Annotated in this window: 20 protein-coding genes and 1 pseudogene; 8 read left to right on the top strand and 13 right to left on the bottom strand. The window is 60.2% G+C overall.

All coding sequences use genetic code 11. From position 1 onward, the window contains the following. Positions 1-50: 50 nt before the first annotated feature. Entirely contained in the window at positions 51-1,064 is a 1,014-nt protein-coding gene (locus AC1D1Z_RS13550) for a GlxA family transcriptional regulator (RefSeq protein WP_018246021.1), read from the top strand. A gap of 6 nt (positions 1,065-1,070) precedes the next feature. Here the strand turns inward: AC1D1Z_RS13550 and AC1D1Z_RS13545 are convergent, their stop codons facing one another. Genes AC1D1Z_RS13545 through AC1D1Z_RS13535 form a run of 3 tightly spaced genes read right to left on the bottom strand, consistent with a single transcriptional unit; the run spans position 1,071 to position 4,733 of the window. Next, positions 1,071-2,351, bottom strand: coding sequence for a M24 family metallopeptidase (locus tag AC1D1Z_RS13545; protein WP_018246020.1), 1,281 nt, complete (start codon positions 2,349-2,351; stop codon positions 1,071-1,073). Positions 2,352-2,398: 47 nt separating this feature from the next. Next, positions 2,399-3,490, bottom strand: a complete 1,092-nt coding sequence (locus AC1D1Z_RS13540; protein ID WP_018246019.1) for an FAD-binding oxidoreductase — start codon at positions 3,488-3,490, stop codon at positions 2,399-2,401. Continuing rightward, complete coding sequence (locus AC1D1Z_RS13535) at positions 3,480-4,733, bottom strand: aromatic ring-hydroxylating oxygenase subunit alpha (protein ID WP_018246018.1); 1,254 nt, start codon at positions 4,731-4,733, stop codon at positions 3,480-3,482. The genes AC1D1Z_RS13540 and AC1D1Z_RS13535 overlap by 11 nt, the downstream gene beginning before the upstream one ends. A 111-nt stretch (positions 4,734-4,844) precedes the next feature. Between AC1D1Z_RS13535 and AC1D1Z_RS13530 the strand changes: the two genes are divergently transcribed. Further along, entirely contained in the window at positions 4,845-5,732 is an 888-nt protein-coding gene (locus AC1D1Z_RS13530; RefSeq protein ID WP_018246017.1) for a LysR substrate-binding domain-containing protein, read from the top strand. Positions 5,733-5,747: 15 nt separating this feature from the next. Here the strand turns inward: AC1D1Z_RS13530 and AC1D1Z_RS13525 are convergent, their stop codons facing one another. Both AC1D1Z_RS13525 and AC1D1Z_RS13520 read right to left on the bottom strand, forming a co-directional pair. Then, positions 5,748-7,400, bottom strand: coding sequence for an acyltransferase (locus tag AC1D1Z_RS13525; protein WP_477850829.1), 1,653 nt, complete (start codon positions 7,398-7,400; stop codon positions 5,748-5,750). A 336-nt stretch (positions 7,401-7,736) separates the two neighbouring features. After that, positions 7,737-9,734 (bottom strand): putative bifunctional diguanylate cyclase/phosphodiesterase, encoded by a 1,998-nt coding sequence (locus tag AC1D1Z_RS13520; protein WP_018246015.1) that lies wholly within the window; start codon positions 9,732-9,734, stop codon positions 7,737-7,739. A gap of 180 nt (positions 9,735-9,914) precedes the next feature. Between AC1D1Z_RS13520 and AC1D1Z_RS13515 the strand changes: the two genes are divergently transcribed. Beyond that, positions 9,915-10,952: a class I SAM-dependent methyltransferase gene (locus AC1D1Z_RS13515; protein WP_018246014.1), complete on the top strand. Its 1,038-nt coding sequence runs from the start codon at positions 9,915-9,917 to the stop codon at positions 10,950-10,952. 294 nt (positions 10,953-11,246) lie between these two features. On the opposite strand, the gene AC1D1Z_RS13510 is transcribed toward AC1D1Z_RS13515, so the two are convergent. From AC1D1Z_RS13510 to AC1D1Z_RS13500, 3 genes are read right to left on the bottom strand one after another with little or no spacing between them, the layout of a single operon-like run. Next, positions 11,247-11,717, bottom strand: coding sequence for a cyclophilin-like fold protein (locus tag AC1D1Z_RS13510; RefSeq protein WP_018246013.1), 471 nt, complete (start codon positions 11,715-11,717; stop codon positions 11,247-11,249). Between the two features lie 13 nt (positions 11,718-11,730). After that, positions 11,731-12,477, bottom strand: coding sequence for an SDR family oxidoreductase (locus AC1D1Z_RS13505; protein ID WP_018246012.1), 747 nt, complete (start codon positions 12,475-12,477; stop codon positions 11,731-11,733). A 28-nt stretch (positions 12,478-12,505) separates the two neighbouring features. Further along, positions 12,506-13,693 (bottom strand): MFS transporter, encoded by a 1,188-nt coding sequence (locus AC1D1Z_RS13500; RefSeq protein ID WP_477850825.1) that lies wholly within the window; start codon positions 13,691-13,693, stop codon positions 12,506-12,508. A 94-nt stretch (positions 13,694-13,787) separates the two neighbouring features. Between AC1D1Z_RS13500 and AC1D1Z_RS13495 the strand changes: the two genes are divergently transcribed. Further along, positions 13,788-14,684 carry a LysR family transcriptional regulator gene (locus AC1D1Z_RS13495; RefSeq protein WP_018246010.1) on the top strand — a complete coding sequence of 299 codons (897 nt, stop codon included), beginning with the start codon at positions 13,788-13,790 and terminating at the stop codon, positions 14,682-14,684. Then, positions 14,685-14,774: pseudogene (locus AC1D1Z_RS13490) on the top strand (winged helix-turn-helix transcriptional regulator); the annotation flags it as partial. Between the two features lie 163 nt (positions 14,775-14,937). Here AC1D1Z_RS13490 and AC1D1Z_RS13485 read toward each other — a convergent pair. Beyond that, on the bottom strand, positions 14,938-15,432 hold the full coding sequence (locus AC1D1Z_RS13485) for an Lrp/AsnC family transcriptional regulator (protein WP_018246009.1): 495 nt from the start codon (positions 15,430-15,432) through the stop codon (positions 14,938-14,940). 152 nt (positions 15,433-15,584) lie between these two features. Between AC1D1Z_RS13485 and AC1D1Z_RS13480 the strand changes: the two genes are divergently transcribed. Together AC1D1Z_RS13480 and putA are read left to right on the top strand one after the other, a co-directional pair. Continuing rightward, on the top strand, positions 15,585-15,791 hold the full coding sequence (locus AC1D1Z_RS13480; RefSeq protein ID WP_018246008.1) for a hypothetical protein: 207 nt from the start codon (positions 15,585-15,587) through the stop codon (positions 15,789-15,791). A gap of 28 nt (positions 15,792-15,819) precedes the next feature. Further along, positions 15,820-19,527 carry a trifunctional transcriptional regulator/proline dehydrogenase/L-glutamate gamma-semialdehyde dehydrogenase gene (gene putA, locus AC1D1Z_RS13475; RefSeq protein ID WP_477850822.1) on the top strand — a complete coding sequence of 1,236 codons (3,708 nt, stop codon included), beginning with the start codon at positions 15,820-15,822 and terminating at the stop codon, positions 19,525-19,527. A gap of 151 nt (positions 19,528-19,678) precedes the next feature. Here the strand turns inward: putA and AC1D1Z_RS13470 are convergent, their stop codons facing one another. The 4 genes from AC1D1Z_RS13470 to AC1D1Z_RS13455 form a co-directional block, all read right to left on the bottom strand. Beyond that, complete coding sequence (locus tag AC1D1Z_RS13470) at positions 19,679-20,875, bottom strand: mandelate racemase/muconate lactonizing enzyme family protein (protein WP_018246006.1); 1,197 nt, start codon at positions 20,873-20,875, stop codon at positions 19,679-19,681. A 17-nt stretch (positions 20,876-20,892) separates the two neighbouring features. Continuing rightward, on the bottom strand, positions 20,893-22,254 hold the full coding sequence (locus AC1D1Z_RS13465) for a mandelate racemase/muconate lactonizing enzyme family protein (RefSeq protein WP_018246005.1): 1,362 nt from the start codon (positions 22,252-22,254) through the stop codon (positions 20,893-20,895). A gap of 68 nt (positions 22,255-22,322) precedes the next feature. Further along, entirely contained in the window at positions 22,323-23,489 is a 1,167-nt protein-coding gene (locus tag AC1D1Z_RS13460) for a mandelate racemase/muconate lactonizing enzyme family protein (RefSeq protein WP_477850819.1), read from the bottom strand. A gap of 53 nt (positions 23,490-23,542) precedes the next feature. Next, entirely contained in the window at positions 23,543-24,253 is a 711-nt protein-coding gene (locus tag AC1D1Z_RS13455; protein WP_018246003.1) for a GntR family transcriptional regulator, read from the bottom strand. Between the two features lie 209 nt (positions 24,254-24,462). On the opposite strand from AC1D1Z_RS13455, the gene AC1D1Z_RS13450 reads away from it, so the two are divergent. Next, a complete protein-coding gene (locus tag AC1D1Z_RS13450) occupies positions 24,463-25,941 on the top strand; it encodes an ABC transporter substrate-binding protein (RefSeq protein WP_018246002.1) in 1,479 nt (492 codons plus the stop codon). The last annotated feature ends 40 nt before the right edge of the window (positions 25,942-25,981 follow it).

Below are 25,981 nucleotides of genomic sequence, written 5' to 3'. Positions count from 1 at the left end.
TTTCGTCTGAAAAGACGGACGGCGCGATAAGAGCCGGCAAGGAGATGACTATGCGACCTGAGCAGCATCGACAGACAGACGCCGACGCGAAGTCGGCTGGCCGGCTCAAGGTGGGCTTTGTTCTGGCGCGATCATTCACGCTGTCCGCCTTTGCGCTCTTCGTGGACACGCTGCGGCTTGCCAGCGACGAGCAGGATCGTTCCGGAAGGGTCCTTGCAGACTGGCAGGTGATCGGCAGCACGAGGCACTTGATCACCGCGAGTTGCGGCGTCCAGGTTGCTCCGACATCCGATTTCGTCGATCCGTCGAGGTTCGACTACATCGTGGTCGTCGGCGGCCTTCTGACGGTGGAGAACCCTGTCGACCAGCAGACCATCACTTTTCTGAAGCAGGCCGACGTCAAGAAGGTGCCGCTGATCGGCGTGTGCACGGGTTCGTTCATTCTTGCTGCGGCAGGCCTGATGAAGCGGCACGAATCCTGTGTGAGCTGGCTGCATTACAAGGAGTTTCGGGAGCGGTTCCCCGACCTTAGCGTTCGCTCCGACCGGCTCTTCAATCTCGATCGCCAGCGCGGATCGTGCGCAGGCGGCAGCAGTTCCGCCGACATGGCGGCGTTGCTGGTCAGAAAATATATCAGCCGCGACGCTGAACGAAACGCGCTTGAAGTGCTTCAGATCGAAAAGGCCCGGACTCCATCGGACATACAGCCCCGGCGTCCGCTCTACGACGACTATGACGACGCCCGCGTCAAGGCGGCGATGATTACGATGGAACAGTTCGTCGATGGCAGCATGTCGATTCAAAAGCTTGCCGCCACGGTGGGCCTGTCTCGGCGGCAACTGGAGAGGATCTTTATCGACAAGACCGGGATGTCTCCTGCCAAGGCCTATAATCGTGTTCGCATGGAGCGGGCGAAATCGATCCTGGCCCAGTCGAAGGCGCCACTGATCGAGATCGCGCTGGATGTCGGCTTTGAAAATGCCTCGCAGTTCACGCGAACGTTCAAACGCACATTCGGGCAGACCCCCTCACAGCATCGTGCAGCCGCTTCGAGAGCACACTGAGCTTATTCAGATATCCTCCCACGGAAAGGTGTCCAGCCGCTCCGCGCCCGTTGCCGTGATCAGAGCCTGGGTTTCAAGCTTGATGCTTTCAGATCCGGCTTCGGCTATCAGGCTCTCGACGTTGAGCACCATGCCCTCCTCGATGAGGCCGCTGAATTCAGGGTCGAAATCCGGATGCAGAAGGATCCCTGGCCATTCGTCCGCCATTCCGGTTCCGTGCAGAGCAAGCGTGTATCGATAAGGCTGGTATTTCTCCGGAATCCGCCACGACAGCGCGTTGAACTCTTCAAACGTCATGTCGGGCTTCAGGATGGCGAGATTGTGCTCGATCTGATCCCTGGCGGCGGCGTAGAGTTGCTTCTGCTTGGCGTTCATCGCGACGTGCCCTGCTGTCCACGAGCGCGAGAGGTCGGCGCAATAGCCGTAGGGTCCGATCATATCGGTGTCGAAGGATATCATCTCCCCGCGTTTGACCGCATAGTCCGAACATTCCTGATACCAGGGGTTCGTTCTCGGGCCTGCGGTCAGGAGCTTGGTCTCGAGCCACTCGCCGCCGCTGCGTGCGTTTTCGAAGTGAAGCTCGGCCCAGATCTCTCTTTCGGTGCGGCCGGGCTCGGATGCCTCGTACATCCGCGCCATGCCTGCTTCGCAGACACGGATCGTCCATCTCATCAGCTCGATTTCGTCAGCGCTTTTGATGGATCGCGCCCGCTCGGCCAGCTCCTGACCGTCTAAGAGCATGAAGCCGCGTTCCCGCAATTCGAACGCGCCGGCGGGTTCGAGCTTGTCCACCGCCACGCGCTTGTTGCCGCCGTTGCTCTTTATGAGGTCCGCGACTTCCTCCGCCCAGGCTTTCAGCCGGGGTTCCATAAGGTTCCCGGCCGTGAAGAATATCCATGACTTCGCCGGCCGGATCTCGTCGATGCCGGGAAGCCCGTCATTGACATGTTCGGCGCCTTCGAATTCGAAAAGTATGGCCGGACCATCGGCCAGGATCAGAGCGTAGCGCGAGGCGTTGTGCATCGTCCAGATGCTCATATTCGATGAATCGAAGGCATATCGGATGTTGACGGGATCGTAGAGGAGCAGGGCGCCGCAATCCCATTCGCGCATCTTCGTGCGCAGGCGCTCCAGACGATAGCGGCGAGCCCGATCGAGCGTCGTGGCCGGCAAAGGACTGATGAGAGGCCGATCCACTCCCTCGGGATTGAGATATTCCTGCTTTCGCTCATCCTTGAAGACCGTCGGGCCGGTCAGCTCGGCGGAATCGCTTTCCTCTCGCAACATCTCAGTGAGTCCCTGTTGTCGGTGGGTGACGCGACGTTACCGGGCGCTCAGCGCTCGATGACGAGATCGCTAAGCGGCTTGGAGCAGCAGGGCAGAAAGAGGCCGGCGTCGATTTCCCGCTGACGAATTCCGCCATTGTGGTTCATGTCGACCGTGCCTGACGTAAGCTTCGACTTGCAGGTGCCGCAGACGCCGTTCGCGCAGGACGACGGGATCCTGACGCCTGCCTTCTTCGCGCATGAGAGCACGCTCTGGTCGCCGGAGACGTCGATGCTGCGGGCCTGCTTCGAGAAGGTGACCTGAAAGACCTTGGCAGCGGCCTCCTGAACCGCAGGGATTTCGGGTTCGTCGATGACCGCGGCGTCGAAGCTTTCCTCCAGGTAGTTCGAGCCGGGCACGCCGAGTTCGGCGGCAATGCCGCGCGCGGCGGCCATGAACGGGGCGGGGCCGCAGCACATCACGGTTCGCTCGGCGATATCGGGAACCGCAAGCCGCATATAGTCTGCCGAGATACGGCCGGTCAGGCCGGGCCAGGATGGCTCGCCGGCAACGGTCTCCGGGAGGAAGTGGAGGCGAAGGCCTTTCAGCCTGCGGGCGATGCAGGCGAGTTCGTCGCGAAAGATCAGATCCTGCGGCGTCCGGCCGGCATGCATGAAGACGACGTCGGCGGGTTCGCAACTGTCGGCGATCTCACGCAGGATGGACATGACGGGCGTAATGCCGGAACCGCCGGACAGCAGCAGAAGCTTCGGTTTCGACGTCGCGGGCCTGACGAAATGGCCAAGCGGGCCGTTCGCCTTGACGGTTGCCCCGGGAACCAGGGTGTCATGAAGCCAGTTGGAGATCTTGCCGCCGGGAACGCGCTTCACCGTCACGGAGAAGGCGTTCGTCCGATGCGGCGAGGAGGAGATGCTGTAGCACCTGTTTTCAGCGTCTCCATTATGTTCCAGGTCGAACAGAAAATACTGCCCGGCCTTGAACGCGAACCGCTTACCCTCACGGGAGGCGAAGGTGAATGTCTTGACGTCGTGGGTCTCCTGCTGAACGTCGAGGCAGACCAGCGCGTCGTCTTCCTCTGGGTTCCACAGGTCGTGAAGGGCGGCTCTGGGCGCGGGCGCCTGCGGGCTTCTAGTATCCATGGGCGCGCATCCGGTCGATGTACCAGGCGGCGAACTTGTCGAGGTTCGTCTCGGAGAAGCGGGAGTAGGGGCCGGGCTGATATGCCGGGTCGAGAGCGCCGGCATGGGAGCGGGCGACGAGATCGGCGTCCTGGTCGGTCGTCGCGACCCAGACGTCCGTCAGCTTGTCGAGATCGTAATCCACGCCTTCGACGGCGTCCTTGTGGACCAGCCACTTGGTTCTAACCAGCGTCTTGCCCGCGGAGAGCGGAATGACGGTGGCCACCACGGCGTGGTCGCCCATGAAGTGGTTCCAGCTGTTGTGGCCCCAAAGATGTGTGTCACCGAGATCCTTGCGGGTCATCTGCCCGAGAAGCTTGGAGGATGCGGCAGTGGCGTCGTGGGTCTGGGATTCACCGGCGCCTGCGATGATCAGGCGCTGGGTGCGGAAATTGGTGGCGCAGTCGGCGAGTTGTTCGACGGCAGCCGAGGGGAAGCCGTCAGCCTCCCACGCCTTGGTCCGTTCTTCATACAGCCTGAAATGCTCTTCGGCCTGTTCACGATCCTCCGGGCTCAGAGTTTCGGGGTCGAAGCCGAAGTCGAGATCGACGAAGGAGACGCAGAGCTCCGGATGGTTTGCGGAGCAGTGGTAGCATTCGCGATTGTTCTCCATCGTCAGCTTCCAGTTGCCGTCCTCGATGACGTCAGTTTGGAAGGCAATCTTTGCGTTCCGGATGTCGTAGGGGGCGAGGCGCTCGGTCATGGCCTGCTCGAGGAGAGCGATGTCCTCGGGCGGATTGTCGGAAAGACAGACATAAATCAGTCCGCCGATCGACTTGAAGGTGACGGACTTGAGGCTCCGACACTCCTTGTCGAAGTCCTTGCCCATGTGAGGCGCGTAGCTGAGCTCACCCGTCAGTTCATATGTCCAGGTGTGATAGGGACAGACGAGTTTTGAGACGATCGTCTTGCCCGGATCGAGAAGGCGGGAGCCGCGATGGCGACAGACATTGTGCAGGACGCGGATTTCTCCGTCGTCGTCACGCAGAAGGATCAGGCTCGTCTTGCCGATATCGACCACCGTGGCGTCGCCGGGTTCGGGAACATCACAGTCCAGGCCGACACAGATCCAGTGCTTGTGGAAAAAGACCTCGAGGTCTGCTTCGAACACGTCTTCTCTGACGTAAAGGCCGGCCGGCAGCGAGTGACCGTCGGCGCGGGCGTCGAGAAGGGCTGAAATGGTAGATGGAAGCCTGTTTAGCATGAGAACCTCTTATGCGAGAGTTTCCCGAGATTGCCCTTGCAACGCTGACGTTTCAACGGCATAAAAAATCACGTTCGCATGAGTTTTTATCATGTGAAGAGGAGTTCTGCGATGCATTTCCGAAGACGGATCCCGTCGCTGACGGCACTGGTGACCCTGGAGGCGGTGCTCAGGAAGAAGAGCTTCACCACGGCTGCGACCGAATTGGGTGTCACCCAGGCGGCAGTCAGCAGGCAGATTGCGTTGCTGGAGGAGGAATTCGGCCAGCCCCTATTCGTGCGCAAGCATCGAGCCATCGAACCGACAACGGCATGCATCAACCTCGGAGCCACGCTGGCGAAGAGCTTTGCCGATATCGCCGAGAGCGTGGAAGCGATCCAGTCGCGCAGCCAGGACGTGTTGACGATAGGGGCGACCGTTGCATTCTCTTCCTTCTGGCTGCTGCCGCGGCTGGCCGAATTCCGCCGGGCGAACCCGGGCATTCTGGTGCGAGTGATATCCCAGGACAGCCCGATCGCTCTCGACGACGGAGAAGTCGATGTGGCAATTCGCTATGGTGTGCCCCCTTTCAGCGATGCTACCGTCATCGCCTCGCGCGGCGACGTCATCTGCCCCGTCTGCTCTCCCGATTACCTCAGGCGTCGAGGAGATGGCCCGCTAGGCTCCGTCGACGAATTCATCGAAACGGACGTTCTTGATCGTTCCTGGTATAGCTGGGCGCAGTGGTTTTCTCTGACCGGCGCCAAGCTCGAGGTAAAGCCGTCGCTTCGGTTCAACCATTATACCGAAACCATCGCCGCCGCGCGCGCAGGGCAAGGGATTGCCTTGGGATGGCGCATGCTGGTGGGCACTTTTCTGGAGGATGGAACCCTGGTGCGGATCGGCGGCGGTGAGCTTGCCGCGGAAGATCGTTACAACGTGATCGTGCCCGTCAAAGCCAAGCGAAACAACGCGCGGGACCTTGCCGCCGGCTGGCTGACGGCATCATTGCACGGTTGATCGAAACTGCCGTATTCACAAGCCCAATCCTACAGTGGCCGTTCGGTGGACGCCTTTGGGGACGAAGGCGAAGTGATCTGCCAGTCCCAGGAAATCGGCCGCCAGGTGAATGACGGAAAGCCACATTTCCGTCCCCTGCAAGCTCGGTTCACCACCGTCGGCAAACGGGAATCCCTCGCCATCCCGCCATCTGCCCAGAGCCCTTGATATGAGATTGCGGGCGATCGCCTCTCCGTCAGCCCGCCTGTAGTCGGTCTGCCGGGCAATCAGCAGCAGAGGATGAATCGTATCGAGCAGGTTGCACGCATTGTATTTCGCAGCAACGAAGCCCTTATGGTTGCGATAATTGAGGTGAACTGTTTCGAGCGAGGCATGCGGGTGGGGAAGTGCCGCGCCGAACTGGGCGTAGGTGCCACGCGTCAGGCGATAAAAGCCGTTCACAGGCTGGAGCCATCCTTCCCCCGCGGTCGGCTCGCCCCAGAGCCCTGAAACGCTGTTGGCATTCCGGCTCAGCCACTCGAAGAGCTGCTGCCGTGAATGCCCGATGCCAAAATACTTGGCATTGAAGTACATGGCGGTTCMGATCGCATCGACCACGCTGCCGGCGTGCCATGCCCGGGTTGGCCAGGGCAGGGCGCTCAGCCATTCGTCAAGCTCTCCGATGCCAAACTCGACGGCATGGACGGGTTGCCGTGGACTGGAGCCAAGCAGCTCAAGCGCATATCCGACCGAAAGGACGTTGTAGAGCGCCTTTGGATCATCCCTCAGCGCCTTGTCGTGCATGCGCGAATGCTCATCCGGGAACAGCCCGGTCTCTCGTTCCTGGAGGCCTTGGAGAAGCTCGACGGTTTCCGAGAGATTGAGGTCGGGCGGCAGGTGACCGAACCCGGCGGCGATCTCGATGGCATCGCATAAATGCCGGATCGCCGGCCTCCGGACGCCGTCCGCTTCCAGGGATTCATAGGCTCCCTGCGTTTTCCAGCGTGCAAGAATGTCCGGCCACTGGTCTTTCGCCTTCTGCCCCAGCCTGACCAATTGATCTTCGATGTCTCCAGTGCCGGATTTCCTGGGTGCCGAGCCTCGGCTCCGCAGTACCCGGGCGGGCACGCCACCGGCAATCGACATGGTGGGAATGTCTCCGGTAACCACCGCTCCGGCGGCGATCACGGCGCCATTTCCAATTGTTGCGCCATCGAGGATCACGCAATTGGCGCCGATCCAGACATCGTCACCGATCACTATGCCGATGCTGACGACACCCTGGCGGTGTATGGGAACTGCCGGATCGTCGAAGCCATGATTGAAGCCGACGATCGAGGCATGCGAAGCAATCCGCACGCCGTTGCCGCACGTCACCTTCCCGGAAACGCAGGCGTAGGGATTGATGGTGCAATCGTCGCCGAGGATCACATGGCCGCGGACGAGCGCGTGCCCGGCGATCCAGGATCGCTCGCCCATCGTCAGGCTTTCGGTGAAGATCGCGGCATTCTCGGCGATGTAGGACGTCTCGGCCAACTCCGCACCGCATGATCGCCTGAGTTCCGCCTTGCGGGCAAGGTGGGCTGGATGGCCGAGGTCGGACACAATGTGTTCCCAGGTAAGGTATTGAAGCCTGCGCGCTTCCCTCTGTTCGTTCACCGGGGCTTGCGGGCCATTGGCGTGATCCATCTGATCCTCATTCTCRGGTTCAACCGCCGAATATTCGTCTGATTCAGCGATCCGTTGCCTCGCTGCATCAGACGGCGTGATCCGTCTAAAAGCAAGACTTCTGACAATGGTGGCACAGCCCTCGTTGCGATGGCTCCAATTGCCTTAGTTGCCGTGTAGGTAATTGGTTCGGCCGAGGCGCCCGGGTTCATCGCCTGTACGGAAAGCGCACCGCCCGGCGAGAAGATAAGGGTATGCTTGCCACGCTCACCTCTGAATTCGCAATTGGCAGAGACGTCATGCACCACGCACCGATCATCGGCAACGTGCTGAGCCATCTGGAAACCGTGAGGCGAGTTATGCCGCGCTCAGAAGTTCAGCGCTAACCGGCATTCCCATATGAAAGCCCTGGACGCGGTCGATGCGAAGATCCTTGAGAAGGGAAAACTGTGCTGCAGTTTCGACGCCTTCCACCAGGATCGTATTCCCACGATTGCGGATGAGAGCAATCATGTCCTGAAGCATCATCAGACCGCGTGGGTTCGAGCAGTCGTGCAGGAAGGTTCTATCGACCTTGACCGTCTGAAACTCGATTGCCCTCAGCCAAGAGAGGCCCGCGAAACCGCAGCCGAAGTCGTCAAGCCATATCTCGACGCCGAGTGCCCGCAGATCGGCAATGCATTTCAGCACCTCCGACTGCATATCCATGTCCAGGCCCTCAGTGACTTCCAAGGCTAGTCGCGATCCGCAGACCCCGCACCGAGCAAGGATATCAGCGACACTGGCAGCAAAGCCGGGGGAACGCAGTTGTATTGGCGACACGTTGACGCTGACGGTAGCCATGCGATCGGTCATCAATATATCGCGGCATGCCGTCTCGATCGCCCACCTGCCCAGTTCGAGGATAGCGCCACTTCGTTCTGCCACCGGAATGAATGTCTTCGGCGAAACCGCGGTGCCGTCCGGCATCCTGAGGCGCATCAAAGCCTCGACAGCTCTTGCCTTCTCGTTCGTCACGTCGAAGATCGGTTGGTACACGAGCGAAACCAGTTTGCGATCAATGGCGGCCGCCAGCAGTGGGACGAGTTTACCAGCATAGTCGTCGGGGCGAGGCAACAACGGATCAAAACTACGAATGCAGTTTCGGCCACTTGCTTTGGCATTGTAGAGAGCAAGGTCGGCTTCACGCACTATTCGTTCAACTTTCTCTCCAACTTTCTCGCGGGTGAAGGCGGCGCCAATGCTGACGGTTACGATCGACATATCATCTGGTCGCTCGTCGTGAGCAATCGCAAGAGACTCGACTTCCACTCTGATCTTCTCGGCGAGAGTCATCGCGACCCTGGGGAGGGCATCCGGCATGACCACGATAAACTCCTCGCCACCATACCTGCCGATCATGCCGTCGGACGACTCTACAACTGCCTTCAGCGCATTGGCGATGACAGTCAGACATCGGTCTCCTTCCTGATGTCCGTAGCGATCATTGAAGCGTTTGAAAAAGTCGACGTCGATGAGGAACACGGAGAAGTCGCGTCGTTCGTCTTTCCAGGCGGCCCAGCATTCGTCGAGTCGCCGATCCAGCGCGCGTCTGTTGCTTATGCCTGTCAGGTAGTCAGTATGTGAAAGCTCGAGAAGTGACCTTCCCCGCTCGGACGCTTCCCAGTGCTGGTGGCGAGCCTCCGCCGCGTTCAACAACACGTTTCGACGCTCCACGTTCAATCGCCAATTGACGAAAGACGTGAAGATAAAGCACGAAATGTAGAACAACCCGAAGGCAAACTTGTAGGTTTGGCTTGACGGGAAAAATTCCTCGATCGTAACGAAAAATGCGCAAAGAACGAGGCTCGAGGTGATCACCGAAAGCCGAAACGGGAAACTGAAAAAGAGGTTGGCGCCCATCATGAAGATGGCGCCGAATATCATGTAGTATGACATGGCGGTGACGTCGCGGGTGGCGATCGCCGGGTAAAGCCAGCCCACATAGCCCGCAAGCAGTGCCGAGGCGCATGTGACGTCAAGCCAGACGGTTTGCGCTTTTGCCAGGCGCAGGGTCTCGAAAACCAGCAGAGCGATCGTTGCAACGACGAATCGCGCGGCGATCGTCACAGGCGCAACATCGGGGATCAGCCAACGGTCGGGAAGTGCGAAGGACACATAAACGGCAACCGCGATCCAAAGACCATGCCGTGAACTCCGCCCTCGGACAGCATCATTTTCAGTTTTCAAAGACTTGAGGGCCTCGGCGAATGAAAAGCTGGCGGTGGATTCGTCGCGCTGGACATTAGCGTAGGCCGCGGTCCTGCAAAAACGCTGGACTGACAGCCATCTAAAGTATGTCGAAAAGTAAGCCATACTTCAGCGCCCTCCAGAGTTGCGTTCGGCAACCTGCAACCGGTTTGTCTTGTTGCTTAGCTTTGTTAGAGGGGTAGCATCGGACCCGCAAGAGTAGAATTACCCTTATCCCGTGTAGATTCTAGTCGCATCCTATTTCGAGGTTGTTTATGCTTAACGCTATGTCAAAGGGGTCTCGAAATGGCACAAAGCCTGGTCTTGGACGGTGAAAGTCTTGTTGCGCCGGGTGAAATTCGTCGGGCGGCAAGAAGGGTTGCTGCCCCAGATCCCGGCCACCTTGTCGTTGCCAGAGCCGAGCTTGCCCTCAGCCTTGACGTGTCGATCCGTCAGTTCAAATCCGGCATCGAGCCTAATGCGATAATCGAGCGTCTTACCGACGCCTTGCATCAGATACGGCGGCGCTTTCATCCGGAGGTGTGGGACGTCATCGTTCCGATCGCGCAATCTCATCCCGTTGCTCACTATCTTCATCAAGATCCATTGACCCGCTGGTCGTTCGAAAAGCCGCGCGGCTATTCTGGCGACGCACGCCTTCTCGACTTCATCTACGGCAGACCTGAGATTGAGGACGCCGTCTTATCAGCGAGCAACCTGGGACGCTCGATCTACGCCTACACTCGAAATGCTTCGTCATCCGTCGCGGTAAGAGAGCGTCGAGACATTCTGGCTCGCCGCGTTGACGAAATCGCTTTGGCCCGGCCTGGTTCCACCGAAGTCCTCGCCATCGCGGCCGGGCATCTTCGTGAGGGGCCCTTGTCGCGTGCTCTCGGCGCCGGCGCGATCAAACGCTGGGTAGCCTTGGATCAAGACCCGATGAGCGTTGGAACCGTCACCCGCGATTTCGCCGGCACGTCCGTCGAAGCGGTGAACGGGTCGGTCAAATCCCTGCTCGGTGGAAGGCATGCGCTGGGAATGTTCGATTTCGTTTATGCCGCGGGTCTTTATGACTATTTGCCGGACGCGGTCGCCGTAAAACTCACCAAGAAGTGCGTCAGCATGCTTAAGCCTGGCGGCACATTCCTATTCGCCAACTTCTCCCCGGAGACGGAGGTCGATGGCTATATGGAGACATTCATGAACTGGGCGCTGCTGTTGCGGTCAGAACGAGAGATGGGCTTGATCGCCAGTGAAAGCGTGAGTGGGGCGGATGTGAAGGTGTCGGTTTGGTCCGGCTCAAACCGCAGCATTGTCTACTGTGAAATCCAAAGACCGCGGTAGGCCGCTTRTTGGCTTGAAGGGCTTGCCGACCTTCAGCGTCTACTCGGCCACCAAGGTCTCGCTCGCTCGTTCACCCGCTGCTGACGACCAATCTGCGGCGCCCCGGTTCCGCGTTCGCACGGGAGGAGATGGCGATGCCAAGCGGCGAACGGGGGACGCTTCGGTGGCAGTATTCCTGCCATTTCTCCAACGGTTGTCATCCGAAGCAGATATCGGTTTGACGTGCTGGCCGATCTCGGCTCAACGGACGCCCGAGAGGAACGCTATTTTAGATTTCTGCTCATGCAACCTTTGTCAGATGCGTTCCATGCGGACCGGATACTCGCCGCGCACCAGCAACGGCTCGAAGTCATTGTCGAAGCGGCCGAGCCTGATCAGCCCGTCCCAGCGGTAATCCGCGTAGAACAGGGCCAAGTTACCCCAGGGTTTGAAGTAGCAAAGGTCGCCCGGCTGCTCGTTTCCGAACGCACCGCTGCCTTCTTCGGTGAGCTTGCGCGGCAGATGGACGATCTTTTCGTTCCTGCCATAGTCCTCGATCTTAAGGTTCAGGGGCAGCATGGAAACGAGATCACGCGCCGTCGGATTGTCGGCGAGTGTCGCGGTCAGGGTTAGATTGTTGAAGCCTATCCTGATCCTGACGCCTGTCGCCTCGGGCTCCGCCGGGCCGCGCTCGTCCTGCCCTTGCGCCACGAGAGGCAGAGCGGCGGCCGCCAAGGTTCCGCCCAGCACCGCGCGACGGCTCATGAACTTGGATGTCATCGACATAGCGCGCCTCGCGTCAGACAGGTTGAGCCGTCGGCCGGAACAGGATTTCGTTGATGTCGACATCGTCCGGCTCGTTCACCGCGAAGGCGACCGTTCGGGCGAACGTGTCCGCGCTGATGGCGATCTTGCTGACGAACTCCTTTGTGCCCGCCTGGATGTCCTTTTCGCTGATGTGTTCGAGGAGTTCGGTGCTCACTGCGCCGGGTGAAATGATCGTGGTCCGGATGTTGTACGGCTTCACTTCCTTCCGCAGCCCTTCCGAGAGGGCGCGCACGGCGAATTTCGTCGCGCAATAGACGGTGGCGCTCGGATCGATCACATGACCGTAGACGGAGGATACGTTGATGATGTGCCCCGACTTCTGCGCCTTCATGTGCGGAAGCGCTGCTGCGATACCGTAGAGCACCCCTTTGATGTTTACGTCGATCATGCGATCCCACTCGTCAACTTTGAGCCGTTCGAGCGGCGCAAGTGGCATCAGGCCGGCATTGTTCAGCATCACGTCGATGCGACCGAACGCGTTGACGGCCGTGTCGACGAGCTTTTTGACTTGATGTTGGTCCGTGACGTCGGTTTGGACTGCCTTGGCCTTATAGCCTTTGGTGGACAGCTCCTCAGCCAGCGCAGCGATGCGGTTGCTACGCCGCGCGCCGAGGACGACGGACGCGCCGCGCTCCGCAAGGTGACGCGCGGTGGCTTCGCCAAGCCCGCTGCTTGCCCCGGTGATGACGACCACTTTGTTTTCAATTCCTTGGGACATGATGATCTCCTGTTTGGTTTCTGAAGGCTCAGGAACGGCGGCCGGCGAGCGCGGCCAGGACAGCCGAGCCGGCGAGAAGGCAGGCGGCCAGAAGGAAGGTGCTCCGCCATCCCGCGGCGTCAAACAGCATGCCGCCAGCAAAAGCGCCGCCTGCGATGGCGAGCTGGATCAGCGCCACCTGCAGTCCACCTGCCGCTTCCAATTCACCGGGAACGATGGCGGCCATCCAGGTGTTCCAGGCCACCGGAATCGGGGTCGAGAAGAATCCCCAGAAGACGAGCAGCAATGTCGTAATCGCTGCGAACGTCCCGAGAGCGATCAGCAGCAGGGCAAGGACAGCAAGAGCAGCCGGCAGACCTACGAGAACGAGTAGGAGGTGGCGCCGGGCGACGAAGCCGATCACGGAGGTTCCAGCTAGCCCGCCGACTCCGAGGCCGAGAAGCACCATGGACAGAACATTCAATTCCAGTCCCGTGACGCCTTCGAGGAACGGGCGAAGATAAATGGACAGTGCGTTCTGGCCAATGAAGGCCAAGCCGGTCGCCGCCATTCCAACTGCGAATGTGCGATTGCGCAGCAGCCCGAATATTCTGGCCACCGAGACGGTTGATGTCGCCGGCATCCTCGGCAGAACGACCAGTTGCCAGACGAGTGCGGCAATTCCGATCGGCACGGTAATGAAGAAGGTTCCGCGCCATCCGATGAACCCGCCAAGAAAACTGCCGAGTGGCGCGGCAAGGACGAGCGCGAACGCGGTGCCGCCTTGCAGAAGCRCAATGGCCTTGGGCAGATCACGGTCCGAAACCAAGCGTGCCAGAATAGCCGTCGACAGCGACCAGAAGCCGCCGATCGAAACGCCGACCAGGGACCGCCCGACGAGAAAGACAGGGAAGTTGGGTGCGAGAGCAACCGCCAAGCTCGATGCAACAAGAACCGCCGTATAGAGCAAGACGACAGACTTCCGGTCGATCCTCGCCAGGAAGGCATTGCCGAAAAGGCTGGTGAGAACCGCAAAGACACCCGACACGGTGATCGCCAATCCGGCTTGCCCCTCTGAAATAGAGAGGTCCCTGGCGATTGGGGTCAGAAGGCTCACAGGGAGAAATTCCAGACCCACCAAAAGGAAAGTGAGAAGCGAGAGACAGGTCACAGCAGACCACGAGGTCGCCCTGTCGTCCATCAGTGAGGTCTCATTCAATGTCAACTCGACGGTCATTCACGTTCTCCTGTCCGTTGCCAGATAGATAGCCGGACTGGTTTTGCGCGACTAGAAGCTATAATCTGAATGTCGTGATGAAGGAGATTCAACAATGCGGCGAGACGAGTTCACGGAAATGCGTGCGTTTCTGGAGGTGGCTCAGGAGCGGAGTTTCACGCGCGCTGCATCAAAATTGGGAGTTACGCGCTCGGCGTTGAGCCATACGATCAGCGCGCTCGAAGCCCGACTCGGCGTCCGGCTTCTCTCCCGCACGACGCGTGACGTGGCTCCCACGGCGGCCGGTGCGCGCCTCGTGGAAACTATCCAGCCGCATTTCGAGAGCATCGCCGCCGGGATCAGTGCCCTCGGCGCGTTGCGCGACAAGCCTTCGGGCACAGTCCGCCTCGTATGTCCCGATGATGCCGTGGAGCTGGTTTTCCGTTCGAGGCTGTCGGCATTTTTACGGGATTACCCCGATATCACCGTGGAACTCATGGTCGACAACGGTTTCACAAATATCGTGGAGCGCCAATTCGATGCCGGCGTGCGGCTCGGCGAGGCGATTGCGCGCGACATGGTGGCCGTTCGCATCGGGCCCGATATCTCTTATGCCGTGGTCGGATCACCGGAATATTTTGCGGCCCGCACTGCACCTTCGACCCCGCAAGACTTGACGGACCACAATTGCGTGAACCTGCGTCTTCCGACGTCAGGCGCTCTGTATGCCTGGGAGTTTGAAAAGGATGGCCGCGAGTTCAGCGTACGTGTGGAAGGCCAGCTCGTGATGAGCAACATAGGACCTGCGATCAATGCCGCTCTCGATGGGGCGGGGCTGTCTTATGTGCCGAGGGATCTCATCAGGCAATATTGTGACAGCGGTCAACTGCACGAAGTGCTGGCGGACTGGGCGCCAACGTTCCAAGGGTATCATCTCTATTACCCCAGCCGGCGCCATCCATCCCCTGCTTTCTCCGCCTTCGTCGAAGCCTTTCGCTACCGGCATCGGTAACCAACACTCGAGACGGCGTGGTGGAAAGAGTACGGCAAGAGCGTGCCGGTGAAATCGAGCCCACGCGGTCGAAAAGCGAGAGATGGCTGAATGGCTGTGGGTGGATTGCTACTTGCCGCAACCGCTTTAGCCATCGCTTCATGCGAATGGTCGGAATGATCGCATTGGCGCGACAGCCGATGGCAATGACTATATCGCAGTCCCTCCGGCGGCAACGCACCGGCAGCTCGTCATAGCTTCCTACGGATCACATTCACGAAAAACTCGAACCGGACTTGTCCCAGCCTTCCTTGACCGTCTCCATTGCGACGTTGGTCGAGGTGCTGGCAACGTGGGGCAGGGTCGAGATGCGCTCGCCGAGGACGCGGCGGTAGCGGCCAATATCTCGGGTGCGGATCTTCAGGAGATAGTCGAACCTGCCTGCAATCATATGGCACTCTTCGACTTCCCCGATCTTCTTGATGGCATCGTTGAAGCTTTTCAGCGCATGCTCGCGGGTATCGGAGAGTTTCACCTCGACGAAAGCAATGTGGTCGAGCTGCATTTTCGACGGATTGAGGATGGCCTTGAAGCCTTCGATGTATCCTTCGCTGATCAGCCTTTTGAAGCGGATCTGGCATGGCGTCTTCGACAGTCCGACACGCGTAGCCAGATCGGTGATCGACAGCCTTCCGTCCTCGGCGAGTGCGGCGAGGATTTTTTTATCGAACTGGTCCAATTCACTAAAGATGTCAGTTTCTGTGGCCATTTTGAACTCTCGATGACGTATTAATAAGTTCATACGGCCTAGAAACTGTAAAAATCAAGTGAGATCGCGATCTGGGGCTGTGATAGATTGGGCGCCGGGTGAAAGAGCGCTGTGATCGGTATCGGCGTCGACCTCAAAACGGGGGATCATACATGCATGACAACGAAGCGGATGATGACCAAAAACCCGACCTGCTCGTTCACTACCGGCCGGTGGCAATAAGGGCTGTGGCGGCGGCGCTCACCTTCAAGCGCGACAGACCAGATGCGCGCCCGCTGCGCGAGACGGAATATTCCGGCCCGGCCTTCACGGATGATGCGCTCTGGGACGACGAGCCCGCTGTTCCATTTATCCGCTAGACCAAACATCGATTGAATAGGGACTCCCATGTTGAACGCAGCGCCCCCCTCCACGCCCTCCCATGATCCCGTCGACGGCGCGCCGTTCTCCGGCTTTGCCCCACCGATCCGACCGCAATCCGAACTTCGCCGGGCCATCACGGCAGCCTATCGCCGGCCGGAAACCGAATGCCTGCCGCCGCTCGTTGCCGCAGCGCGTGTCTCCGAGGCAAAACGCTATGACATTCGCAGCACGGCCCGCAGCCTGATTGAGGCGTTGCGCGCCAAGCACAAGGGGACCGGTGTCGAAGGGCTGGTGCAGGAATACTCACTCTCCAGCCAGGAAGGCGTGGCGCTGATGTGCCTCGCCGAAGCGCTGTTGCGCATTCCCGATACCGAAACCCGGGACGCGCTGATCCGCGACAAGATCGCCGAGGGCAACTGGACCTCCCATATCGGTGGCGGAAAATCCATGTTCGTCAACGCCGCCACCTGGGGTCTCGTCGTCACCGGCAAGCTGACCTCGACGGTTAACGACCGAAGCCTGTCGGCAGCTCTGACACGGCTGATCGCGCGCGCCGGCGAGCCGGTCATCCGTCGCGGCGTCGATATGGCSATGCGCMTGATGGGCGAGCAGTTCGTSACCGGCGAAACSATCGCAGAGGCGCTGAAGCGCGCCCGCCCGCTGGAAGCGCGTGGTTTCCGCTATTCCTACGACATGCTGGGCGAGGCCGCCACGACGGGCGCTGACGCCGAGCGCTATTACCGGGATTACGAAAAGGCGATTCATGCCATCGGCAAGGCGTCGGACGGGCGCGGCATCTATGACGGCCCGGGCATATCGATCAAGCTTTCGGCCCTGCATCCGCGTTACGTGAGGTCGCAGGCCGGCCGGGTGATGAGCGAGCTGCTGCCGAAGGTCAAGGCGCTGGCCGTTCTCGCCAGGACCTATGATATCGGCCTCAATATCGACGCGGAGGAGGCCGATCGGCTGGAGCTTTCACTCGATCTCCTCGAGGAGCTTTGCTTTGCCCCTGAGCTCACCGGATGGAACGGGCTGGGCTTCGTCGTGCAGGCCTATGGCAAGCGCTGCCCCTTCGTCCTCGACTACATCATCGATCTCGCACGCCGTTCCGGGCGCCGGGTCATGGTCCGTCTCGTCAAGGGCGCCTATTGGGATGCGGAGATCAAGCGCGCCCAGCTGGACGGCCTCGACGACTATCCGGTCTATACCCGCAAGATCTACACCGATGTCGCCTACATCGCCTGCGCGCGCAAGCTGCTCGACGCTCCGGATGCGGTCTTCCCGCAATTTGCCACCCATAATGCGCAGACTCTCGCCACGATCTATCGTCTGGCCGGCCCTGATTTCACCGTCGGCAAATACGAGTTCCAGTGCCTGCATGGCATGGGCGAACCTCTCTATGACGAGGTTGTCGGAAAGGAAAAACTCGACCGGCCATGCCGCATTTATGCGCCTGTGGGAACACATGAGACGCTGCTCGCCTATCTGGTTCGACGTCTTCTGGAAAATGGCGCCAATTCCTCCTTCGTGCACCGCATCTCCGATCCGAATGTCTCGGTCGAGGCCCTGATCGCCGATCCCGCCGAAATCGTCGCAGCCATGCCGGTCGTTGGCGCGCCCCACGCGCAGATCGCCTCGCCGAAGGCTCTTTACGGTAACGCCCGGGCCAATTCCGACGGCCTCGATCTCTCGAATGAGGCCACCCTTTCGGATTTGGCAGAGGCGCTCGCCACCACGGCTGCGACCCTATGGCACGCACTTCCCATCCTTGCCGACGGCTCTACAGATGGGGTGACGCGGGAGGTTCTCAATCCTGCCGATCACCGGGATGTTGTCGGCACGGTGACCGAAGTGAAGGTCGAGGAGGCAGCGCGCATCGTTCGCATGGCTGCGGAGCATGCGCCACAATGGGCCGCCGTGCCGCCGGCCGAGCGTGCCGCCTGTCTCGAGCGTGCGGCCGACATCATGCAGGCCCGCATCAAGACGCTGATGGGCATCGTCATGCGCGAAGCCGGCAAATCCGCGGCCAATGCCGTCGGCGAGGTGCGTGAGGCCATCGATTTCCTGCGCTACTACGCCGAACAGGCGCGCAAGACCCTCGGTCCCTCGCATGCGCCCCTCGGCCCGGTCGTCTGCATCAGCCCGTGGAATTTCCCGCTGGCGATTTTCACCGGGCAGGTCGCCGCAGCCTTGGTGGCCGGCAATCCCGTGCTTGCCAAACCGGCCGGCGTCACGCCGATCATCGCTTCGGAAAGCGTGAAGATCCTCCACGAGGCGGGCGTGCCTGTCGGTGCCTTGCAGTTCGTGCCCGGCAGCGGCCGCCTTGGCGCCGGCATGGTCGGGGCGGAGGAAACGGCAGGCGTCATGTTTACCGGGTCGACCGAAGTTGCCCGCATGATCCAGGCGCAGCTGGCGGAACGGCTGTCAGCAGGCGGCAGGCCGATTCCGCTGATCGCCGAAACGGGCGGTCAGAACGGCATGATCGTCGACTCCTCGGCACTGGCCGAGCAGGTGGTGGCCGACGTCATTGCCTCGGCTTTCGATAGCGCCGGTCAGCGCTGCTCGGCGCTCAGAGTTCTCTGCCTTCAGGACGATGTCGCCGACAGGACCCTCAACATGCTGAAGGGCGCCTTCCGCGAACTGACGATCGGCCGTACCGATCGGCTGAGCATCGACGTCGGCCCAGTCATCAATGACAGCGCAAAGACGGAGATCGACCAGCATATCGAGCATATGCGCGGCTTAGGCCGCAAGGTGGATCAGCTGCCGCTGCCCGAAAGTGCCGCGGCGGGGACCTTCGTTCCGCCGACGATTATCGAAATCAAGTCGCTGTCGGACCTGACGAGGGAGGTCTTCGGACCGGTCCTGCACGTCATCCGCTTCAAGCGAAACGGGCTCGACCGTCTGATCGACGACATCAACGCATCGGGTTATGGGCTCACATTCGGGCTTCACACCCGGCTTGATGAAACGATCGCGCATGTGACCAGCCGCATCAAGGCTGGCAACCTCTACGTCAACCGGAACATCATCGGCGCCGTCGTCGGCGTGCAGCCTTTCGGCGGTCGCGGCTTGTCGGGAACAGGTCCGAAGGCCGGCGGTCCGCTCTATATCGGCCGGTTGGTGCAACGCGCTCCGGTGCCGCCGCAGCAGGATTCCGTTCATACGGACCTCGCCCTTCGCGGCTACATTGTCTGGCTCGATAAGAAGGGCCTGCCGGGCGAGGGGGAGGCGGCGCGTGGATATGCGAGCCGTTCGGCGCTCGGGCTCGAACGCGAACTCACCGGTCCGGTCGGGGAGCTCAATCTCTACGCGCTCCATCCCCGCGGCCGTATACTCCTCGTGCCGCAGACGGAAAGCGGGCTTCATCGCCAGATCGCCGCAGCCCTGTCGACCGGTAACCATATCGTCGTGGACGCGGGTTCCCTATCGAAGTCAGTCCTGGCGGATCTTCCCGCGGCTGTCGCCAGCCGGATTTCCTGGACATCGGATTGGGAAAAGGACGGACCGTTCTCGGGTGCCCTCGTCGAAGGGGATCGCGACAGGGTTCTGGCCGTCAATCAGAAGATCGCTCACCTGCCCGGTCCGCTTCTGCTGGTCCAGGCCGCGACGGCCGAGGAATTGGCGAGCGATCCCGAAGCCTATTGCCTGAATTGGCTGCTGGAGGAGGTGTCGACGTCGATCAACACCGCGGCCGCCGGCGGCAATGCAAGCCTCATGGCCATCGGCTGAGTTGCAATACGAGGGCGCAGAAAATGCGCCCTCGAAACTCCAGACGGGAAAGTGGCTCTCTTCCCGGGATTCAATCTCGATACCTCGGCCTATAAGGGCGACGGGCGGCGATCTGGTCGCGACACGGTATTGTTGGCGTGAGGAGGGAGGTTCAGTCGAAGAAGCCCGCATCCTCTTCCCTGAGATATCTCCTGGCCGCTTCGGCGTCGATATCGAGGCCCAGCCCCGGCGCTTCCAGCAGGTCCACCATACTGTCCTTCACGATCTGCGGTGGCAAGCCGACGACCAGATCCTCCCACCAGGGGTCGCTGGCGCTCGGATATTCGAACGCGATGTAATTTGCGGGCAAGGTGGCGCAGACATTGATCAACGCGCCGAGGCCTAGCAGGCCGTTGGCGACCCCGTGCGGTGCCATCAGGATCGAGTGCATGTAGGCGTGCTCGGCGACCCATTTGAGTTCGGCAATACCGCCAATATCGGCTGGATCTGGGCCGATGACGCGCACCGCCTGCGTCTCGATCAGTTCCTTGAAATTGTGCCGCAGGTAGATCTGCTCACCAGTGTGGATTGGCGTGGAGGTGGAGGTTGTCAGTTCCCGATAGGCCTGCGGATTGACCCACGGCACATAGTCGCCAGTCAGCATGTCCTCGAGCCACATCAAATTGTACTTCTCGACCGCGCGAGCGAACTTGATCGCATCGGGCAGCATCCAGCCCGGACCGCAGTCGAGCGCCAGGCTGACTTTGTCGCCCAGCACTTCCTTCATCGCGATCACGCAGTCGAGCATGTGATTGAAACCGCGCTCGCTGATCACGCCCTGATCCATGGCACCGTGATAGCCGGCCTTCTGCGTCACGCCGTAGTGGAAGCCCTCAATGGTGTCCTTCATGTTGGAGTGGAACGAGATTCCTTGCTTGATCATGAAGAAGTTCTGCGGCTGCTCCATCATCCATTTGACGTCAGCGGCGTAATCCTCCGGCCGGTCGCCCGTGCGTTGCCGGCGGATCGAGCCGTTGTAGACGCGCACCTTGTCGCGCACCTTGCCGCCCAGCAGTTTATAGACGGGCACGCCCGCGGCCTTGCCGGCAATATCCCACAGCGCATGCTCGATAGCGCTTACCGCCGCGCCGTACGGCTTGAAAGAGCCGCGTTGACGGATCTTCAGCATGACTCTCTCGACGTCAGTCGGGTCCTCGCCGATCAGCGCCTCGCGGAAATGCAGTACCCAGGGCTTGAGGTAGGATTTGGTGAACTCGACTTCGCCCAAGCCATGGAGGCCTTCGTCGGTTACGATGCGGACGATCGGGTGTTTGCCGATAACGGCGCAGCGGAGATCGGTGATCTTCATCTTCGTTCCTTTTCGCCTCAGCTCCAGGTGCGATCCCAGGAATACTCATCGTCCCAGTGATCCGTGGGCTGCCAGATGCCGGTGACACCCGGCTGCAGATGCTGCGAGATCACCTCGTCGACGACGTCGTCAATCCCCAGGCCCGGCTTGTCCGGAACAGTGATAAAGCCGTCCTTCACGAGCGGCTTGGGAAGGCCGGTGACGATATCGTCCCACCAGTCGACATCGACAGAGTGGTATTCGAGCGCCATGAAGTTTTCAGTCGCGGTCGCCACATGTGCCGCGGCCATTGCGGCGATTGGACTTTCTGCCATGTGGATGGCCATGGCGACACCACGGTCCTGCGCCATATCTCCGATCTTCTTGGTCTCGAGGATGCCCCCGCTGGTGAGCAGGTCTGGGTGGATAACGGAGATGCCGCCGCTCTTGAGCAGAGGCTCGAAGCCTTCCTTGAGGTATATGTCCTCACCGGTGCAGATCGGCACCGTAGTGGCGTCCTGCAGTTGTCGGTACTGCTCAGTGTACTGCCATGGGATCACATCCTCGAGCCAGGCTGGCACGTATTTTTCAATTCGCCTGGCAAGGCGAATGCCGTTCTGCACTGAGATGTGGCCGATGTGGTCTATGGCGAGCGGAATATCCATGCCGATGACCTCACGAACCTCGGCAATGTATTGCTCAAGGAAGTCGAGGCCCTTGTCGGAAAAGTGCAGGCCGGTAAACGGGTGTGGGACGTTATGCAAATCGTACGCAGCGTTGCGGAGGCGCCGCTCTTCAATGGTCTTCAGCGGGCCGCGGCCGGGGTGGTTGCGGTACCCTTCAAGTGAGCCGGCAGGAGACACGACCGCACCGGGCACATCCGCGATCTGCATCAGCCCCAGATCCATCTTGAGGAAGGTGAACCCGAGCTCCATGCGTTGCTTGAGGCGCCTGCCGGTCTCGGTGCCGCTCGGCACGGTGGCGTCGGTGTCGCAGTAGACGCGCACTTTCTCCCGAAACCGGCCGCCGAGCATCTGGTAGATGGGGACGCCATAGGCCTTGCCGGCAAGATCCCACAACGCGATTTCGACGGCCGATACGCCGCCGCCTTGCCGGCCGTGCCCGCCGAACTGCTTGATCCGGCGAAACAGTCGGTCGATGTTGCAAGGGTTCTCGCCAAGCAACCGGCTCTTCAGCATCAGCGCGTAGGTGGCGCTGGCGCCGTCGCGCACCTCGCCAAGCCCGACGATGCCCTGGTTGGTGTAAATCTTGAGCAGCGCTGAAGTGAACGGCGCGCCGACAATTTCGGCTACCCGCATGTCGGTGATCCGAAGGTCGGATGGCTTGGAATGCGTGTTCACCCGATTGAGCGCCTCGTCGGCTCCATCTGCCTCTGGCATGATTTATCCTCGTTCTGGTCGGCGGGGCTCGTCGTCGCGCATGCTGAGGCGGCGCAGAGCGTTGCTAGCTAGTCCAGCTCTATCTCGTGGTTTTGAAGGTAGTCGCGGTTCATCTCAACGCCGAGACCAGCCTTCGGCGTAAGCTTGAGGCTGCCGTTCGAAACATCGAGTGGTCTGTCGATGAGGTGATCGTATTTGCCGAGATTCCACTCCGACGTTTCGAGTTTGTAGAAGTTAGGAACGGTCATCATCACCTGCGCTCCAGCAACCACGTTGATCGGCCCTGCGGCGTCATGCGGCGAGACCGGGATGTAGTAGGCTTCGCATAGGGCCGAAATCTTCTTGAGTTCGGTAATGCCGCCGGTCCAGGTGACATCAGGCATGATGTRGTCAGCGAGCTTGTTTTCGAGCACCGGCACGAAATCCCACTTCGTGTGGCCGCGCTCGCCCCACGAGATAGCGGCACTGACCTTCTCACGGACCTGCTTGAGGGCATTGAGGCTCTCGGGCGGACAAGGCTCCTCGAACCAGTCGATCTGACCGGCTTCCTCGAGGCTCCGGCAGAGGCGAATGGCGGTGGGAACGTCGAAGCGGCCATGCGCATCGATGAGGATGTCGACATTAGAGCCCGCCGTTTCGCGGATCAGAGCCGTGAGTTCGGCGGCTTCGCGCTCATCCTTGCGGGTCATGCTGCCATCGAGGTAGCCGTCCCGCTGCTCGCGGGACTGTCCATCGGCTGTGCGGCCCTGGTGGGGGAAAGGATCGAACTTGAGCGCAGTGTGGCCGGACTCGACGATGTCTCTAATTTCGCGGACCACAGCCTCCTTGCTGGTGAATTTGGCCTGGTTGGGATGGGTGTAGAGCGCGATTTCATCGCGTACCGGTCCGCCCAACAGCTCGTAAATCGGCTTACCAAGAACTTTGCCGCGGATGTCCCAAAGGGCTATGTCGATGGCGCTTACGCATTCGACTGCGGCGCCGCGACTGCCCATATAGGTGAAGCTGCGGAATATCTTGTGCCACAGATACTCAATACGCGCCGGGTCCTCGCCTGTTACAGCGGCACCGATCTGCCGCAGGATCGTGCAGAGTGCGCGATTGGCGAGCCTTGTCGTGGTGGTGATCTCGCCCCAGCCGCTCACCCCCTCGTCGGTCGTCACTTCGACGAACAGAAACTCTCCCCAATAGGAAGCATCGGATCTGATTAGCCACGGCCGAACGCTGGTGATTTTCATCTCAACTGCCTTTACTGACGTGGTCGGGATAACGATATTCCAGACTGCGTATTCTATCCTGCCCGAGCGGCGTTACGCGCACGCATGTGTTCGAGGATGTGCCGGCCGGAACCCTCGACATGGCGTGCAATGAGTTCGGCTGCCTCGTTCGCATTTCCCGCTTTTACATGTGCGATGAGCTCACGATGCTCGCTAAGGATCGCGGCACGCCGGGCGAGCGTGAAGTTGAAGCGCCGGCTCACGGCTCGAAGCACTTCGCGATGCTTCCACCAAAGCTCGGCGGCATGGCGGTTGTAGTGCTTTTGGTACATTACGGTGTGAAAGGCGGTGTCCAACTCGCTATGTCTCAACGTGTCGGCGAAGTCGTTTTCTTCAATCAGGCCTTGGATGCGTTCGAGTTCAGCAATGTCCTCGACGGTGGCCATATTCACGAACCATCGCGTCAGTGCCGGCTCGATCAAGACTCCGATCTCGTAGATGTCCCGAACAAAATCCTGATCTATGGGCCGCACGCGTGCTCCGCGGTTGGGAACGAGGGTGACAAAGCCTTCCCCGCGCAACAGTTGCAGAGCCTCGCGCACCGGGTTGGTTGAGGTGCCGTGGCGCCGGGCGAGATCGGTGACCACAAGCCGCTCGTTGGCAGCCAGCCGCCCTTCGATGATGTCTTCCCTGATCAGTTGATACAGCGAGGCGCCCTCGCTGGAGGCCCCGAGAGCGTCGATCCCTTCGGGGGGCTTTGCTTTAAAATCGCTTGTTTCGGCCAAGGCTGTCCCCAATCAATACACACATTGATCTCGTTATCACGCGAGATTGCTATAAACAATGTACGATTTGTCTAGTTGACAGGCAATTCGCGATCTGAAAATGTATAAAAATATCGAAGGGATACATTGGCTGAAAGCGTCCCGCGGCCGATGAGCAAAGACCGCTCGCCTCGATGCAGAGCGGCATGGGAGAACCTGGAGGATACCTTATGACGAGGATTTCACTCGGCGGTGCCGTCCTGCGCGGCACTGTCTCCACTGCTTTGATGGTATCGCTGATGTCCGCGTCGGCGCTGGGTGCGCCGGTCGACTTGAGCAAGTGGTCGCCGGAATATGTCCGCTCCATTGCCGGCACGCAGGATTTTGACACGGCGGGCGATTGCGCCAAGGTCACGCCGCTCGACTACAAGGGGCGACTGACTTTCTGGTATCAGGGCGTGTTCGAGGGCGACCCCGACCTCCTGCGCCAGTATTACAAGGAGTTCTTCGAGACCTTCCGCAAAACCTATCCAAACATCCAGCTTGAGGAACAAGCCCTCACCTATAACGACCTTYTGGACAAGTTCCGGACCGCGCTCTTGGGTAATGCAGCGCCCATGGCGGTCCGCCTGCAAATCCTGGGTGGCACCGAGTTCGCCTCAAAGGGCTATCTGCAGCCGCTCAAACCCGAGGATGTTGGGTATTCGACCGAGGACTTCTGGCCCGGCGCAATGAAGGCCGTGACCTGGGAGGATGTGACCTACGGCATTCCAACCAACAACGAGACGATGGCGTTCATCTGGAACGCCGACATCTTCAAGCGTGCAGGCCTGGATCCGGACAAGGCTCCGGCAACCTGGGACGACGTCGTCAAGTATTCCAAGCAGATCCACGACAAGCTCGGCATTGCCGGTTACGGCCTCGTGGCTCGCAAGAATGCCGGCAATACGCCGTATCGCTTCATGCCGCAGCTGTGGGCCTATGGCGGAGGCGTCTTCGACGAAGCTACCGCGAGCCCGACCTATAAGCAGGTCGAGCTCAATAGCCCGCAGAGCAAGGCGGCGCTGCAAGCCTCGTACGATATGTATGTTCGCGACAAGTCGGTTCCGGTTTCGGCGCTCACCAACCAGCAGGCCGACAACCAGCCCCTCTTCCTCGGTGGCCAGCTCGGCATGATGATCTCGCACCCGTCCGACTACAACGTTATGCTCGACCTGCAGAAAAAGGCGACGGCTACCGACAAGGACAAGGCGCAGACCGTCATCGACAACATGCGTTACGGCCTGATTCCGACTGGCCCCGACGGCAAGCGTGCTGTCGTGTTTGGCGGCTCGAACATTCACATCCTGAAGCCCGAATATGTCGAGGGCGGCAAGGTAGACGAGCCGGCCGCAAAGGCTATCATCTGCATGTGGACGAGCCCTGAATGGTCGCTGAAGATGGCCTATGCCGGCTCGAACCCGGGAAACCTTAACGGCTTCAAGACCAAATGGATGAAGGAGCGTCTGGAGAACATCAAGTTCCTTGATGTCACGACCTCGATGCTGCCATACGGCATCCCGTTCCCGGCGCTGCCGCAGTCCCCCGAGATCATGAATATCATCGTCCCGGACATGCTGCAGAATGCCCTGACCGGAGCCATGACCGTCGACCAAGCAGCGGACGACGCGGCCAAGAAGGTAAAAGACCTGATGGACGGCGGACTCTAGACCAAGCCTGACCACGATCTGACCGGCTGCGCCAAGAGTG

It is taken from the genome of Rhizobium sp. P1_E1, from assembly GCF_056406015.1.
Note: the sequence above shows the minus strand (reverse complement) of the source record. Positions and strands in the feature narration are given on the sequence as shown.